At 60.6% G+C, this 16,079-nt stretch carries 14 protein-coding genes and 2 tRNA genes; 5 read left to right on the top strand and 11 right to left on the bottom strand.

The annotated features are described in order from the left end of the window. Nucleotides 1–139 precede the first annotated feature (139 nt). The gene (gene metC, locus WC811_RS16280) at nt 140–1,324 is read left to right on the top strand and encodes a cystathionine beta-lyase (protein WP_372646370.1); all 1,185 of its coding nucleotides are present in this window, start codon (nt 140–142) and stop codon (nt 1,322–1,324) included. Nucleotides 1,325–1,339: 15 nt separating this feature from the next. Here the strand turns inward: metC and WC811_RS16275 are convergent, their stop codons facing one another. Then, on the bottom strand, nt 1,340–3,202 hold the full coding sequence (locus WC811_RS16275) for a murein L,D-transpeptidase (RefSeq protein WP_372646369.1): 1,863 nt from the start codon (nt 3,200–3,202) through the stop codon (nt 1,340–1,342). A gap of 185 nt (nt 3,203–3,387) precedes the next feature. After that, nucleotides 3,388–3,463: transfer RNA gene (locus WC811_RS16270), tRNA-Arg, on the bottom strand. A 208-nt stretch (nt 3,464–3,671) separates the two neighbouring features. On the opposite strand from WC811_RS16270, the gene WC811_RS16265 reads away from it, so the two are divergent. Both WC811_RS16265 and WC811_RS16260 read left to right on the top strand, forming a co-directional pair. Continuing rightward, the gene (locus WC811_RS16265; protein ID WP_372646368.1) at nt 3,672–4,019 is read left to right on the top strand and encodes a hypothetical protein; all 348 of its coding nucleotides are present in this window, start codon (nt 3,672–3,674) and stop codon (nt 4,017–4,019) included. Between the two features lie 139 nt (nt 4,020–4,158). Continuing rightward, nucleotides 4,159–4,491 carry a hypothetical protein gene (locus WC811_RS16260; RefSeq protein WP_372646367.1) on the top strand — a complete coding sequence of 111 codons (333 nt, stop codon included), beginning with the start codon at nt 4,159–4,161 and terminating at the stop codon, nt 4,489–4,491. Between the two features lie 95 nt (nt 4,492–4,586). Here WC811_RS16260 and WC811_RS16255 read toward each other — a convergent pair whose 3' ends face one another. Then, nucleotides 4,587–5,168 (bottom strand): hypothetical protein, encoded by a 582-nt coding sequence (locus tag WC811_RS16255; RefSeq protein WP_372646366.1) that lies wholly within the window; start codon nt 5,166–5,168, stop codon nt 4,587–4,589. Nucleotides 5,169–5,487: 319 nt separating this feature from the next. On the opposite strand from WC811_RS16255, the gene ligD (WC811_RS16250) reads away from it, so the two are divergent. After that, the gene (ligD, locus tag WC811_RS16250) at nt 5,488–7,161 is read left to right on the top strand and encodes a non-homologous end-joining DNA ligase (protein WP_372646365.1); all 1,674 of its coding nucleotides are present in this window, start codon (nt 5,488–5,490) and stop codon (nt 7,159–7,161) included. A 122-nt stretch (nt 7,162–7,283) separates the two neighbouring features. After that, nucleotides 7,284–8,237, top strand: a complete 954-nt coding sequence (gene ligD / locus WC811_RS16245) for a non-homologous end-joining DNA ligase (RefSeq protein ID WP_372646364.1) — start codon at nt 7,284–7,286, stop codon at nt 8,235–8,237. Between the two features lie 244 nt (nt 8,238–8,481). Here the strand turns inward: ligD (WC811_RS16245) and WC811_RS16240 are convergent, their stop codons facing one another. From WC811_RS16240 to WC811_RS16205, 8 genes are all read right to left on the bottom strand, one after another. Beyond that, nucleotides 8,482–9,396, bottom strand: coding sequence for a Ku protein (locus tag WC811_RS16240; RefSeq protein WP_372646363.1), 915 nt, complete (start codon nt 9,394–9,396; stop codon nt 8,482–8,484). Nucleotides 9,397–9,538: 142 nt separating this feature from the next. Continuing rightward, nucleotides 9,539–9,733 carry a hypothetical protein gene (locus WC811_RS16235; RefSeq protein WP_372646362.1) on the bottom strand — a complete coding sequence of 65 codons (195 nt, stop codon included), beginning with the start codon at nt 9,731–9,733 and terminating at the stop codon, nt 9,539–9,541. A gap of 169 nt (nt 9,734–9,902) precedes the next feature. Continuing rightward, a tRNA-Arg gene (locus WC811_RS16230) sits at nt 9,903–9,979 on the bottom strand. A 218-nt stretch (nt 9,980–10,197) separates the two neighbouring features. Then, complete coding sequence (locus WC811_RS16225; RefSeq protein ID WP_372646361.1) at nt 10,198–10,995, bottom strand: glycosyltransferase family 2 protein; 798 nt, start codon at nt 10,993–10,995, stop codon at nt 10,198–10,200. 262 nt (nt 10,996–11,257) lie between these two features. Then, the gene (locus WC811_RS16220; RefSeq protein WP_372646360.1) at nt 11,258–11,512 is read right to left on the bottom strand and encodes a GlsB/YeaQ/YmgE family stress response membrane protein; all 255 of its coding nucleotides are present in this window, start codon (nt 11,510–11,512) and stop codon (nt 11,258–11,260) included. A 292-nt stretch (nt 11,513–11,804) separates the two neighbouring features. Then, nucleotides 11,805–12,299, bottom strand: a complete 495-nt coding sequence (locus WC811_RS16215; RefSeq protein ID WP_372646359.1) for a TlpA family protein disulfide reductase — start codon at nt 12,297–12,299, stop codon at nt 11,805–11,807. Continuing rightward, nucleotides 12,296–13,531 (bottom strand): exo-alpha-sialidase, encoded by a 1,236-nt coding sequence (locus tag WC811_RS16210; protein ID WP_372646358.1) that lies wholly within the window; start codon nt 13,529–13,531, stop codon nt 12,296–12,298. Before WC811_RS16210 ends, WC811_RS16215 begins: the two co-directional genes overlap by 4 nt. 3 nt (nt 13,532–13,534) lie before the next feature. Continuing rightward, nucleotides 13,535–16,027, bottom strand: coding sequence for a TonB-dependent receptor family protein (locus tag WC811_RS16205; protein ID WP_372646357.1), 2,493 nt, complete (start codon nt 16,025–16,027; stop codon nt 13,535–13,537). Nucleotides 16,028–16,079: the final 52 nt, after the last annotated feature.

Genomic DNA, 16,079 nt, shown 5'->3' with positions numbered 1-16,079 from the left:
GACGAAAGCGACGGCGCTCGAGCGTGACCGCCAAAATTAGCGCGCAGCCAGACATCCCGCGTCAGCGGGCAATGGTCAAGGCCTTGACCGGCAACCAAACTTGCGTCACGACGGCCGAACCCGCCCGGAGAAGCTTAGAATGACTGTAAAGAAAGATGGTTCCGAGAGCGGAGAGCGCCCCGAGACCGAAGTCGTTCATCTGGGACGAAAGCCGTTCGAACAGCACGGTTTCGTCAATACACCCGTCTACCGGGGATCGACCGTTCTTTATCCGACGCTCGACGCCATTCGCGCCCACGCTCAGCCCTATACCTACGGGCGCCGCGCGACGCCGACGACGCACGCCCTCGAAGAAGCGATTGCGCATCTCGAAGGCGGCGCGGCGACGATCCTGACATCATCGGGTCTGGCGGCGATCTCGACGGCTATCCTCGCGTTCGTCGAAGGCGGCGACCACATCCTGGTGCTCGACAGTGTCTACCAGCCTGCGCGCGCTTTCGCGGACAAGATGCTGAAGCGGCTCGGCATCGAAACGACCTATTACGATCCGCTCGTCGGCGGCGACATCGCCAAGCTTTTCCGGCCGAATACGCGGCTCGTGCTGGTCGAGGCTCCCGGCTCGCAGACGTTCGAGATGCAGGACATTCCGGCGATCGCGGCGGCGGCTCATGCCAAGAACATCTGGGTTCTGGCCGACAACACCTGGGCGACGCCACTCTATTGCAAGCCGCTGGCGCTTGGCGCTGACGTTTCGATCCAGGCGGCGACCAAATACATCGTCGGGCACGCCGATGCGATGCTCGGCGCCGTCACTGCCAACGCGCGGGCGGCGAAATTCATCGATGACGCCAAGGAGCGGCTCGGCACTTGCCCGGGCTCGGAGGAAACCTATCTCGGCCTTCGCGGTCTCAGGACTCTGGCGGTTCGGCTCGAACGGCATCAGCGCTCGGGCATTGCCGTCGCCGAGTGGCTCGCGGCCCGACCTGAGGTCGACCGCATCCTCCACCCTGCGCTGCCGGGCGACCCGGGCCACGCGATCTGGAAGCGTGACTTCACCGGCGCAAGCGGTCTTTTCACCGCGGTGCTCAATCCCGTCTCCGAGGCGGGGCTCGCGGCGTTTCTCGACGGGCTCAAGCTCTTTGGCATGGGGTATTCGTGGGGCGGATTCGAGAGCCTCGTGGTGCCGTTCGATCCGTCGCCTTACCGGACGGCGACAAGTTGGCATGGCCCCGGTCCGGCGCTGCGCTTCCACGTCGGGCTCGAAGCCGTCGACGATCTGATCGGCGATCTCACCGCCGGTTTCAAACGCATGAAGGGCGACTGACGCCGGGGCTCTTCGTCAGAAGCCGAGCGCCTGGCGAATCATATCGCCGACACCGCCGTCGTACTTGCGATAGGGCTTGCCGTCGCTGTTCAGGTCCGTCGGCGTGTCTGCGTTCGACTTATTGAAACGCACCTGCTTCAGGGCAGAGGTATCGACGGCTGCGAGATGATCCCGGCCGACGTCGATCTGGTCCCACTTGCCGGCAAGTGCGAGCGTGATGCGGTTCTGGTGGCCGTACCAGTCCTTGTAATACTGCGCTTCACCGTCGTCATCGACCCAGACCGTGAAATAGCCGACATGCACGGGGACCGGACGCTGGAGCGCGAACTCGTTGTCCATCGGACCTTTGCGGACGAGTTGCTTCACATTCGGCGCCGCCTCACCGCGATCGATGTCGAAAATCCGCTGAGCGAAGTCTTGCGGGTTTCGCACGCGCATGCAGCCGTGGCTGTAAAGGCGAACGCTCTCGTTGAAGAGAGACTTCGACGGCGTGTCATGCAGATAGACCGAGTGCTTGTTCGGAAAGAGCAGCTTCACGAGGCCGAGAGCGTTGTCGTCGCCCGCTGGCTGATAGAACTGGTAGGCACTCAAGTTTGCTTTGGCCCAATTGACTTGAGTGCTGTCGATGCGACGCCCGTTGCGCATCACGACGTAGCCTTGCTTTTCAATCGATCTGCCTGAAAGGAGCATCGAGAGTTTGATGGAATCCGGAATATTCCATCGCGGCTTCAGAACGATCGTCGTCATATCCTTGGAGAAGATCGGCGTTTCGGTCGCGGCCGTACCGACGACGACGCGGTCGCTGAATACGGTCTTGCCGTCATCCGTCAACGCGATCGAGAACGACGGGATGTTGACGAGAATATGCGTGTTGCCGAGGGAACGCGGCATCCAGCGCCATTCCTCCATGTTCGCGATCACGGCTTCGATTTTGTCGGACGACGATCCGGTGTCGTTGCCCGCGAGGGCCGCGCGCGTCGCAGGACCAACGATGCCATCATCCGACAACCCCTTCGACGCCTGGAAACGCTTGACGGCGGACGCGAGCGCGGCATCGAAAAGTTGCTCGTCTCCCGGCTCCGACGTGATTTCGAAACGCTGCTTCAGGGTCGCGACGTCGGGGCTGCGCTCGCCACTCGACAGCATCGGGCCGCGCATGGGAATAACAAGGAGATTGGCCTTATCGATGGGGCCGCCGCGCAGGCTCGCGAGAAGCGTTTTCAGCTTCTGGAATTGCTCCTGCGGCGGCTGAAACGATCGCAAGACCTCGTCGGGATTCGCGTTGTCGGCAATGCGCGCCAGCACTTCAGGTGCGGCGGTGATGACGGGCGTGCGATCGATGTAGGACGATAGTTGCTTTTCGGGTTCCGGGATGCGCGCGCCTTCGGCCTGATGCGCGTAGCGCAGGACCGCCGCCGTGATTTCGAGATCGGCCGTGGCGAGTTGCTCCGGCGTCGATTGGCCTGGCGCGAGAGACTGAGTCGCTGCGACGAGTTTGAAATCCGATCCGTCGAGGCCCCACTCCTCGGCGCGGCCAAGTTCCGAGATCGCGACGTCCGCTGCGTGCGTGCGTCCCTGCGCATCGACCCACAGCGGGCGGCATTGCCGACTTTGGTAGAACGCCGCCGCGCCGGCGCTGTCTCCCGCGTCGAACACGGTCGCGGGAGTCGACAGCTTGGCGCAAATCGCGGCCGGAACGCCCGTCAACGGAGCGGCGGTGGGCGGCGCCGTCTCTACAACAGCCGGAGCTGCCTCAGCGGCGGGAGCGGTCTCTTGCGCAACAGCGATCGATGGAAGGAGCGCGAACGCCAGAACGCCGCTCCACAACAGCCGAGGTTTCGCGGCAGGGAATTGAAAGCGGTTGGGCGACACCGGCATTATACGCACTCGCTACATATCAATTGGACGATGGCGGACGGAGGCACCGTAAGCCAAGCGGGCTCCATCGCTAGCCTTTGTTTCAGAAAGGCGCCCTGTGGTTAAATGTTCATAACGAGCGCAGCTGCAATTTCCATCGCAAAAGATGCAATGCGCCTGCCTCAGATCGTGCGGATTATCGTTATTGGCGGTCCCGGCAGGGGTCGAACCTGCAACCTTCGGAGTCGAATTCCGACGCTCTATCCATTGAGCCACGGGACCGAGATGTGACGTTCGCGTGAAACCAACAATCGCCGCTTTCGCATCCCAAAATCAAAGATGCAGCTAACGCCGCACAGCGATTCCAAACGAATGATGGCATATTCCATGTTGTCGAGAAACGCATTCGTATGTGGAACCGAAGCGCGGAATCGTAGTTAGCGCCACAGAGCGGGATCGTTGGCTTTTTTTCCGGGGGGATGTCGGAGCCATGACTTCCATTGAACAGGCCTGCCATCGGAGGGCGACCGAGCTTTGGCGGCGTCGTGCTGATCTGCACGATTGGCGCAGTCGGCTTTTTCTTCAGGTTTTGCGGTATTGCGAACTTTCCGGACCGCGACCGACGTCGTCGGCGTCGATCGTTTTGTTTAGCGGCATCGCGGCAGCCGGGGCGGAAGCCTATCGCAAGCGGGCTCCTACGCTTTCCGAATGGAAGAACGTGCTCTCGTTGGAGCCCCAGGTTCTAAACCGCAAGGTGTCTGAAATCTATGCCAGGGCGGAGAACGAAATTCGCCTGCATCAAGACATCGTCGCGCGCCTCATCAGAATAGAATCTTGAACGCGCCGACCATTGCACTGCGCAAAATTCCTCTCCTTGATTCACGACTTTCCGCTCTTTTCGGCTGGCGCGGTCCTGGAACCATCCGCAGCGGGGGACCGTTGCAAAGGTGGGAACGACAAGAAAAGGAGATGATGAAATGACCTTCTTAAAGGTGGGTGCAGCGACGCTGGCGTTGATGGCAGCGGGTTCGTTGGGCGGATTAGCGCAAGCCGCCGATTATAGTAACGGCGTCAGCCCGCAATCGGCGGGATCGAAGCCGACGACCGTCGTGCCGGCGCCTGAAAATCAAGGCGCGAGCACGGGCGAGGCCGGCGTTTCGACACCGGCGGGAATTCCGGCCGATCCGACGACGAACGAAAACGTTCAGCCGGGACCTTCGACCAACACGCCGAACGATCCAGCCGCGGGTTCAAATGCGGGCGCGCGAATTCCGACTTCCCCTGAGGGCACGGGAAGTTCGAGCCCGTAACTGAACAATCCGTAAGTGCAGCACAATAAGCAAATGCTCCGGACCGAGGTCCGGAGCATTTGCGCGTCACCCTAGTTCAGGTTCACGAAGTGCGCTCAATCTTCGCAATCGCGGTACCGACGCCACCAGTAGGCGCTGCCCGTCCGAACAGCATTGCGATAGAGCCAGGCGCAGTCGTTGCCGTAGTAACCGTCGTCGTAATAGTCGTCGCCATAGTAATATCCGCTACCGACGATGATCGGATAACCGCGGCGATGATGATGACGCCCGTGTTTGCCGCCGCGCCAGCGATTGCCTTGGCCGTAAGCGAACCGCCTATCGTTGCGGAACGCTCGTCCTCCACCATTCGGAGTGCGGGCAATGCGCGGTCCGCGGAAGTTTTGGGCACGAAAATTCTGGCTGCGAAAGTTTTGGGCACCGCGAAAACTTTGGCCACGAAAGCTTCGGCCACCAAAGCTCGGACCGCTGCGGAATGAGCGCGCGGCGAAACCGCCGCCTCCTGAGCGCCCGCCAAAGTGACCACCTCCGCCTCCGAAATGGCCGCCGCCACCGCCGAAGTGTCCCCCTCCTCCCCCGCCGAAATGTCCGCCGCCGCCTCCACTTCGCGCATCGGCAGCAACGCTGCCGACCGCCAGGAGCAAGGCTGCCCCCAACGCCGCGATGATTTTCAGGTACATTGAAAAAACTCCTTGGTCTCTCGGGGTGGATGCCCTCACGACATCCTTAAGATTGGTAACTCGGGAGCAAATCGCGCAGTTCCTAGAACGAAACTCGCGCGTCTCGGCGTTGTGCCGAAAATTCTGCGGAACAAGAGCCGTCTGCCGTCGTTACCTACACAGACGGATGCACCAGCATACGTCAGGCGCCCCTCAAAAGGTGCCCGGGCCGCTCGGAAGCCTTGGGCTTCCGGCGGCTTTTTGCTTTGATCTAGATCTAGCGCACAGGCACCCTCAGATCTTACACTCACTTTGAGAGCCCTCGTGCGGATGCTGTCGAATGGCGAAGAAAACTCTTTCAGAATATCGCGCCAAGCGAGACTTCACGAAAACCGCCGAGCCCAGCGGAACCGCCGTCGTTCGTCCGGCTCAGCATCTTCGGTTCGTCATCCAGAAACACGCCGCGACGCGGCTGCATTATGATTTTCGTCTTGAACTCGACGGCGTTTTCAAATCGTGGGCGGTGACGCGCGGTCCCTCAATCGATCCCAAAGACAAACGCCTCGCCGTTGAGGTTGAGGATCACCCGCTCGATTACGGCGATTTCGAAGGCACGATTCCCAAAGGTCAATATGGCGGCGGTACTGTCATGTTGTGGGATCGCGGTTTCTGGGCGCCGCTCGGCGAGGAGAGCCCCGAGGCGCAATTGCGCAAGGGAGAATTGAAATTCGTGCTCTCGGGCGAGAAGCTCAAAGGCAGCTGGGTTCTCGTCAAGATGAAGGGCGACCGCTTCGGCGGCAAGCGCAGCAATTGGCTTCTCATCAAGCACCGCGATGAAGGCGCGCATGCGGGCGACGCCGACAAGATTCTGGCGCAGGATCGTTCCGTCGCGTCGAAGCGAACGATGGTCCAGATCGCGGCGGGCGAAGGGCGAGGACCCGAACCGTTCATTCTTCGCGGACGCCGGGCGACGCGTCCGGATGCGATCTGGAATTCCAGTGCTTCCTCCGACGACGACCCCGAGCCTGCCGCACGAGCGACGCCGCTGAAACGGATGCCTGTTCGAAAGATGGCCAAGACACGCGACACGAAAGCTGCCGTAAACAGTTCGGACGCCAACGCCGTGCTCGGCATTGTCATCTCTCATCCCGATAAGGAGCTTTGGCCCGCGGGTGATGGCGCGGCGGTGACGAAGCTCGATCTCGCACACTATCTCGAAGCCGTCGGAGATTGGATGCTCCCGCATATCAAGGGGCGGCCATGCTCGGTGATCAGAGCGCCAGACGGGATTGATGGCGAGAGCTTCTTTCAGCGCCACGCCATGCGCGGCATGTCGCGGGAGATCGAACTCGTTCGGATCTCTGGCGACCGCGAGCCGTATATCGAAGTCAACTCGCTGGAAGGCATGATCGCAATCGGGCAGATTGCGGGGATTGAATTCCATCCGTGGAACTGCGCGCCGTTCGAACCGGACATTCCGGGCCGTCTGGTGTTCGACCTCGATCCGGCGCCGGATGTCGAATTCGCGCGCGTCGTCGATGCAGCCACCGAGTTGCGCGAGCGGCTCGATAAGCTTGGACTCATCGCCTTCTGCAAAACGACCGGCGGCAAGGGCATCCATGTCGTGACGCCGCTCAAGACGCGTAGCAGCGACGGCGTTGGGTGGAGCGATGCGAAAATGTTTTCGGGCGCGGTCTGCCAGCAAATGGCCAAGGACAGCCCCAAGGACTATCTCATCAAGATGACGAAGACGCTCAGAAAAGGTCGGATCTTCCTCGACTTCTTTCGCAACGACCGGATGGCGACGTCCGTTGCGCCACTGTCACCTCGCGCGCGTCCCGGAGCGACCGTGTCGATGCCGTTGACGTGGGCGCAGGTCAAGCGCGGCCTCGATCCGAAGCGCTTCACGGTTCATACTGTTCCCGCTCTTTTGAAAAAATCTACGGCATGGAAGGACTATCGCGAGTCCGAACAGCCACTGAAGGCCGCGATCAAGAAGCTCCTCGGGCCTTGACGGTGGTGCGTACGAAGGCACCGATCTCGCGCGCGAAAAGCGGAGTTCGAAAAGAGCCGGCGCGGAAATCGGGGCGCGGCCCTGTTTCAGCGTCCAAAATCCAAGGCGCTGTGAAGACGGCGATGCCTGCATTCGTCGAACCCTGCCGTGCGACGCTCGTCGCGCAACCACCGACCGGCACTGCGTGGGTGCACGAAATCAAGTTCGACGGCTACCGCATCCAGGCGCGGATCGACAAAAAGGGCGTGCGGCTCCTCACGCGGAACGGTCTCGACTGGACGGACCGCTTCGGCGCGTTGCCCAAGCTTCTCGCTGAATTCCATGACGGCGACGCGATCATCGACGGCGAGCTGGTGGTCGAAGATGGCGGCGGCCGCTCCAGCTTTTCAGCGCTCGCCGCCGCGCTCAAAAGCGGACACAGCGACGCCTTCGTTTTGCATTGCTTCGATCTGCTCTATCTCGACGGTTTCAATCTCATCGGCGCGACGCTTCGGGATCGCAAAGGGTTGCTAGAGAAACTTTTCGCGAGTCGGCCGAAATCCGGACAGATCCGATACAGCGCGCATTTGTCGACCGACGGCGCTCGTATGCTGGCGGACGCCTGCAGCCTCGGCCTCGAAGGCATCATCTCGAAGCGGATCGATCGCCCGTATCGTTCCGGACGGCACGACGATTGGTTGAAATCGAAGTGCATCCAGGTCGATGAATTCGTGATCATCGGCTATCTCAATTCGAATGCCGGTCCGAATGCGATCGGCGCATTGGCGGTCGGTTACTACGACAAGAGGCAGCTCATTTATGCGGGGCGCGTCGGCACTGGCTACACGCATAGAATCGCAGCGGAGTTAATGCGCAAGCTGAAGCCGCTCAAAACCGACGCCGTTCCGGTCAAGGCGCCATTGACCAACCTGCAGCGCAAGGATGTCGTTTGGGTCCAGCCGGAGTTCGTCGCGCAGATCGAGTACCGTGCCTGGACCGGCGACGGCTTATTGAGGCACGCGGCGTTCAAGGGTTTGCGCGAAGATAAGCCAGCGAAAGACGTTCGCCGTCCTGTGGCGAAATCGATTGAAGGCTGACAGTGCTAGAATGTGCTGAAAAACATTTTCTGGGCCACATGGGGCGTCATGACCATCCAGATCCAGAGTGCGAACATCGGGTGCATGGGAACCTCCTGAAATTGCCAAACGCAATCAGGCGACATCGCAGCCCGTGCTCATATTGCACGATCAGACGCTTTTGGGGACTTTGATCCCGTCAGCGAACCGGCGCAATTCGCGGTACACTGCGACGGTAACACGAGTCTATCGTTCGCCGGCTGGATTATCCGCGGGCGCGTGTCTTGCGCTTTTGAGCTTTGGGCGGAGCGCGCTTCACCGGCTCGTGCTTCTGGCGAGAAGCGGCCGTCTTCGTGCGCGCCTTGGCGCTTCCAGCGGTGGGCTTTTCCTTCGACTTGCCTGTGGACCGGCGGAGCGCTTCGAGAAAATCGATGACCTTGCCGCCGGAAGGCTCGTCGCCGCCACCCGCGACTTCGGTTGAAAGACCGCCTGCGACTTTCTCTTTCACGAGAGCACGCAAAGCTTCGGCGTAGTGGTTCTTGAATTCGCCTGGATCGAACTTTTGCGCGCGCTCTTCGATGAGTTGTTTCGCCATTTCGATGAGCTCGGGCTTCAATTTGCTTGTACCTATTCCGGCGAAGACGTCGTCGGCGTCACGAACCTCACCGGCGTAGCGGAGCGTTTCGAGCATCAAGCCGTCGCCGCAGGGTTTCATCGCGATCAGATTCTCTCGGCCGCGAATGGTCAATTGGCCGACGCCGTATTTCTTGGTGGCACGCAGCGCGTCGCGGATGATGCGGTAGCCCTCCTCCGCAACATCACCGTCGGGCAGAACGTAATAGGGATTGTCGAAATAAAGCGGATCGATGGAGCAGGCTTCGACGAACTCGGTCAGTTCTACCGTGTGTCGGGTCGTCAGCTTGAGCTTGTCGAGTTCGTCGGGCTCGAACAATACGTAGTTGCCGTCATCGAGTTCGTAGCCCTGCACGATGTCGGACTGCGCCACGACCTTGCCGCCCTCGCCCGCGACTTTCTGATAACGAATGCGCTGCTTCGTCTTGCGATCGATCTGGTGAAGCGCGATCTTGTCTTCGGAGGCCGTTGCGCTCACGAGACGGATGGGAATGGTGACGAGCGCAAGCCGCAGATGTCCTTTCCAGAAGGACCGCGCAGTTGCCATGGCTCAACTCCTTTGGAACGCGATACTGCAAGCCAGATTAGCACGCCGCGGGCATTTGGGCTAAGGGCTTCGGGTGCAAACGCTTATTAACGGCGTGGGGTTCCGAGCGGCTTGAGCTGCCTCGGCATTCGGCGAGAGACCGTCAACTCGCGGTGCTGGTCGCCACCCAGTCATACGGATGGTGAAGGCGCCGCCGGTGGGCTTCGGCGGATTCCCGGGTTTCGAACGTCAAGGCACGGTTGGGGTCGTGCGTTTCGGCGCCGTCCCTGCCGAGGTAGAGATCGGGACGTCCGGCATAGACGACATCGGGCTTGCGCTCGACCAGCATCCACCTCATCGCAAATCTCCACGATCCGCTGCGATGTCCATCGTAGATGGCGATCCGGGCGGAATTCGAACCGGCCTTGGTCTTCGTATGGATCTCAACCCTGACGGCGTTATTGTCTTTAGTTGCGAAACTTTTTTCCGGCGATCGAGATCGGGGGCTTCGTCGACGACCAGAATATTGGCGACCCCGGCAGGATTTGAACCTGCGACATCGAACTTAGAAGGTTCGCGCTCTATCCAGCTGAGCTACGGGGCCAAAGGTGCAAGCATACGCATACGCGACGGATTTATAGGTATCTGCTTGGGCGTTGTACCAATTCTCGTTCGAGAATCCAGTGCAATGCTCAAAGGACTGAGCTTAAGGGACTTGCGTTCCACCCGACGGGCCAGGAGAGCCGGCGGGCGTGCGGCGTCCTAACCGGTTTGGAGGCAGCACTCCGAGCGAAAGGACGGGGCGCCGTCGCGGGCTACTCCCTAGGCCGGCGCCGAGACTGAGGCGGCGGTTGCCGTCTTATGACGCCCGGTCCGCCAAATGCGATAGATTTTCAAGAACCGGTAGCGGGCCTGGATCGACGCATATCGCAAGCCCTTGGGGCCACCCATGACGTGACGGCGGACGATGTAATATTTGAAGAAATTCATCGGCAGCTCAGACAGCAACCGCAGTCGGATCGAGCCGGTTGCACCGGGGGCGGAGTTCTCAACCAGAAGCCAAGTCCGCTCGTTCAGCTTGCGCTTCATGTCGGCAAAGGAACGCATCGAGTAATGATGCATAGGCGCACGCAACCGCCCGATTGGGTAGTTGTCGGTTACAACCGCGTCATGAACACGCGAATTCCTGAAGCGGACGAAGCGGCGATCGTAAAGCCGCACATACCAGTGATCCCGCGCGAGAGGCCGCGGTTTTGCGGAGCCCGGATAGACCATCTGCAGCGGCATTCCGTAGGCGATGAATTCCGGATTTCCGGCGGCGAAGACAGCGAGGATCTCCTGTTCGAGTTGGGGAGTAACGACCTCGTCGGCGTCGACGTTGAAAACCCAGTTGTTGCGGCACTGATCTTCCGCGAAACGCTTCTGGCCGCCGAACCCGAGCCAAGGTTGCGTAATCACCCGGCAACCCTCGGCGAGCGCCACGCTGACGGTATCGTCGGTGCTCTCGCTGTCGACGACGACGACCTCATCGACCCACGGACGGACGGAACGGATGGTTCGGGCGATGCGGTCGGCTTCGTTTTTCGAGATTATAAAGCAGGATACGGGAACTTTACGCATTCAAGATAGCCCGCTTATCTGGATCGCCGTATGGAAACAAATTTCTTCTAACATTCGATGGTCGCGCATTCCTGCGGCGTTTCGGCGATCACATCGTACACCGCGCAAAAGGTTATGGGAGTCAATCTGCTGAATGGCAACCCGATCATTGCCGGGAGCTATCGAGGCACGCTGACCGTGACGATCGATCCGAATCTATGAGCGGCTGCCAGTTCCCTTACGAGCGCGGGCAGCCGCTGGCGTTTTTATTCAGCCGGCCTCGCTAGGCTCGTTTGACCAGCCGCAGAACGAACAACAGCAAGATTGCTCCGATCGCGGCAGCAATGATTTCACCTATAATTCCGCCGCCCAATCGAAGTCCCAGATAGGGAAACAGCCAACCGGCGATAAATGCGCCGATGATGCCGACGACGATATCTCCGACTAACCCGAAGCCGCCGCCGCCCATAACTTGGCCTGCCAGCCAACCAGCCACGGCGCCGATCAACAGCCAGATAATCAATGCTTGGGGATCCATGTTTCTTCCTCTCCCTGTCAGCACGCTCACGAATCGAAACGCGAACGATCATCCGCGTCAAAACGCCCGCTGACAAGTTGGACCTCCGTTCTTGATGCACATGACGCTGATTCTTCGGGGCGTTTAGGCCGTCGTACTCGCTCCAGACGCCCTAAATTCGCGTCGCAACGGCAGATGTTTCGGATTTTTTTCCGAGCTCCGGTGCGGTCGAGCCACACGCCAACCGGCTTAGGCTGGCCCTCGTTGGACATCGGCGCCGTCTTACCGATCGATGCGCGCAGCTCCGGGAGCATCAGCGCGTCTCTTTAGCCAGCCACGTCTTGAGGTCCGCGAAATCCGCCGCTCCCGAGAACGTCGTCGCCGAACCGTCGGCCGCGATGAGGCGCGTATAGGGAAGCTCGCCCATCCAATCGCGATCGATCGCGAACCGCAACTTGTCCTCGAAGCCATCACCCAGCGCGAAACTCGACGCCGCGCTAAGCCCTGCCGTTGCGAGAGCCGGGCCAATTTGCGCGGGGCGCGCTCCGCGTTCGTCCCAGTTGACCAGAATGAGCGTCGCTTCGGGATGCGCTTGCACGAACGCGCCCCAGTCTTTCAGCTCGGCCATGCAATTGCCGCAGGTGAGGCCCCAAAAATGCACGATCACGGGGCGCCCCTTATGCGCGTCGATGGCCTGCTGGACGATTGCGGGGTCGAACGGACGCGTTTGCGTCTTGTCCGATGCCCATCCGCCGACCGGCATAAAAGCAAGAGCGGTGAGTGCGACAACGACCGATGCGATCCTCATGACTGCGGCTCCAGCGGAATCAAGCGATATCCCTCCTTGAGCGTCAGCCACGACAGATAGGCCGTCGACCGGTTCGCGATCAGCAGCGGATGGTCGGAGGCGTCATGCGTCATGGCAATGGGGTGCGGCGCAGTCCAGGTTTTACCGGAGTCGCGCGATGTCATCAGATCGACGGTCGTCATCGTACCGTCGAAGGATTTGTAGACCAGATAAACAACATCGCCGAGCGCGAGCACGTACGGCCGCGAGGTCTGTGCATTCGAACTTCCGAGCCGCATCGGCGTCGAGAAGGTTTTGCCGCCATCGTCCGAGTGCGCATAGTAAAGCCCCTTGAGCTTACGCCCGAGCGCGAACCAGGTTGCGTGATAGACGCCGTCAGGGCCGATCGCGAGGCTCGGGCCGTGATGCGGGCAGGCGTCGATCTTGGCGTCGTCGTCGCTGACGCGATAGAGCGGCCCCGGCGTTTTCGGATCGGCAAACGTGATGATGGCGTGATCTCGCACGCCGCCATCGAAGATGTTGCGGAACAGGATGACGGGACGCCCAGGGCCCGCGAACGCCAAGCCGATGCGGCAGCATTCGCAGGAATTGTCGCGCGCGATCGCTGCGGCTTCGAGCGTTCCGCCCGGCTTGTCGTCCCAGGCGAACGCGAGTGCGGCGCCGGCATAGGGTTTTCCTTCCGCCCTCGCCTTCGCGCCATTCCTCTTGTCGATCCAGGCGGCGAAGACACGGCCATCCTGATCGAATTCGGCCGTCTCGAAGCGCTGGCTTGGAGAGTTTGACGTTATCGGTTGCGGAGTTTCGAACGTCTTGCCTCCATCGGCCGACCGCGCGATGAAGGCGTGGCCGTTATATTTCTCATCGCGTGACGTGTACGTCAGCACGACGCGATGATCGGGTCCGACTGCGACCTTGGGGCGAGCGTCCGGCCCTTCGTCGAGCGGCAACGTGGTGGCGGGCATCGTCACCGGATCACCGAAAGTTTTTCCGAGATCGTCCGAACTCGCGACCGAAATGCGGCCGCCCGCCAGCCACGTCAGCCAAAGTTTGCCGTCTGGATCGAATGCCCCGGTCGCGACGCTCGCGCAGGCGAGTGCCGTTGTCTGGCATGCAACCGATGGAGCGTGATGCTGCATCTTCATTGGCATCTTGTCGTCGTGAGCGAGCGCAGCGCCCGGCACGAAGAGCAAAGACGCAAAAAGAAGCGTTGATGGAGTGAGATGATTTCGCATCGCTTAAAACCTCAGTTTCATGCCGCCGTAGTAGGTCCGTGGCGAACCCGCGTAAATCGAGCCCGATGTTTCGGCCAAACTCGCAGCCGTCGATCCGATCCGATCCGTGATGTTGTTGGCCGAGGCGATATAGGTTTCGTCGAAGACGTTCTGGATCTCAAAATACGTCATCAGCGACTTGATCGGCCCAGCGCTGAATTCCTTGTTGTAATGAACATTGACGTTCACCAGCTCGTAGCCCGGAGCCTTGAGAAGGTTGGCGTTCTCCATGAAGAAGCTGTCATTCCATTCGTATTCGGCATACGCGCCGACACCCTTCCACGGCCCGTGAGCTAAATCGTAGCTCAAGCGGGCCGATGCTTCGTTCGGCGACACGCCGGGGATCTTGTTGCCGTCACGGCTCTCTGCGGATGCCGCGCCGGATAGTCGTTCCGAGTATTCGGTATAGATTTGATCGTTGAGGGTATAGGACGCGGTCAGCCGGAAGCCATGGCCCAACGCAACATCAGCGGAAGCTTCAATGCCGCGATGCTCGGAAGCAGGAGCGTTGAACGTGAAGTTTTGAAGTCCGGGGCCTGCCGATTGCGAAACAAGCTCGTTCCTGAAGAACTCATAGAATCCGGTGACGCTGAGCACGACACCCGGTGCCGGCGTCCAATCGGCTCCGACATCGAAGCCAACGTTGGTCTGAGATTTCAGTTCGGTATTATTTCCGGGCACGCCACCGGGCGTGATGAAGAGATTGGAAAATTGCGGCGTTCCGTATCCTGTGCCGACGCGCGACCGCAACTGCCATTCTCGGGTCGGCGTATACACGACGCCAAGCTCCGGCGCGACGTTCGTTATATCGCGATCGGCGGAAACGAAGCTGACCGATTTGATGCTGCCGTTCGGGTTATAAACATACCCGCGTTGCGATCCGTCGAGCGACGTTCGTTCGACGGTGGCGCCCCCCACGACGGAAAAATCATCCGTGAGCTTCACTTCCTCGCGCGCACGCGCGCCGACGTTTGTCGTCGAGCCGGTTTGCTCGGATTGGAGAAGTCCGAGCTTGGCATTGCCGCCAGGAGCGACGTTGTAGGTGCTGCCGTCGACGGGCAGATAGTTCCAGAACGCGCCGAGGTATCCGAGTGTCGGCAGCCCAGCGAACGTTGATCGCCGCGTTACGCCGCTGCTGACATTATACGAGAGATAGTCGCCGATGGCGCTCGTCGTTCCGGTTGGCTGATTGATGTTGCGGTCATCGATGACGACCTGGACTTGGCCGGTCGTCGCGGCGTCGAACGCGTGCTCCCAGCGAAAACCGCCGACTGTCCGGCGATCATCGCGGTTTGCGCCTGCTTGCTCGGCCGTTTGACTAACGGCGCCGGGCGGAAGCACACCATTGACGGCCGACGTATTTCCCGTCGCCGAAAAGACGTTCGCCGCACATCCCGCCGCGATCGAAGCTGGCGTCGACGTCGCGCAGCCTTTTTGGAATGGGTTCTGATTGAACTGCTTCAGCGACGTGCGGAACGGCAGTTCGGTGTCGACAGTGTTGTTGATGAACTTGAACGTGAACGTATCCGTGGACGACGGTTTGTAGGTCAGCAGCGCGTTGACGGTCTGGGTGTTGAAGTCGCTGTAGCCGAAGTTGCCATCGCCGCGCACGTCGCTCGTGAAGACCGACGCTTCCCAGTTGTCGCCCTTCTTGCCACCGATCACGTAGTTGTTCAGGTAATTGAAGCTGCCGACGTCGACGCCGTATTCGATGCCATCGATAACGCCGCCGGGATTGGTCCGGAAGTTGATGGCCCCGCCCGTCGCATAGTTGCCGAAGAGCGCCGACGACGGCCCGCGCCAGACGTCAACACCGGCGTAGGCATGAGGGTCGATCAGGTCGCTGCGCGAGAGGCCGTCCGGCTGCGTTACGGGGAACCCATCATCGAGAATGACGATGTTGCGAATGCCGAAGCCGTTGCGCGCGTTCGAGCCGCGGATCGAGATGCCGACGTCGCGCGGCCCGTTCCCCTGTTTCAAGGATACGCCCGGCACGGACTGGAGGATGTCCGTCACCGAGAATACTGGCGTATCGTCGAAGTCTTTCATGTCGACGCCGGTTGCGGTCTGGGCGCCAGGGCCTGAAGCACCGGGAACTCCAGCGACGGCCGCGGAGGGCGTTCCTGGATTGCCGATAAGCGGTGGTGAATCGGAACCTGCCCCGGACGTTGCGACGGCTTCAGCCGGCGGTACCGGTGCGGCAGGCAGCGATTTCCTCGCGGCGTTTGCGATCGTCTTCGGCTTTGCCGTTGGCTTCGCGGCCGCTTTTGGGGCGGTGACGGCGGGAGCTTGCTCCACCGTCACGTCGGGCATCTGAACGGCTCCCGGATTATGGGCGTCCTGGGCGCGAGCGTACAGCGGCGCTATGATGGTGCAGGCAATGGTGAAACACGCCGTGATGACGCGCATAGGTCCGGATGCCGCGTGCGCGCGGCCTCTCGAGAGTTGCATTTGCATATTCCCAAATGATCTGATGCCTGCGAGATCGCGCTCGCAGACGGCCTAAGGC

This window comes from Hyphomicrobium sp. (genome assembly GCF_041659645.1).
Lineage (GTDB): Bacteria > Pseudomonadota > Alphaproteobacteria > Rhizobiales > Hyphomicrobiaceae > Hyphomicrobium_B.
This window is presented reverse-complemented; position numbering and strand designations above follow the sequence as displayed.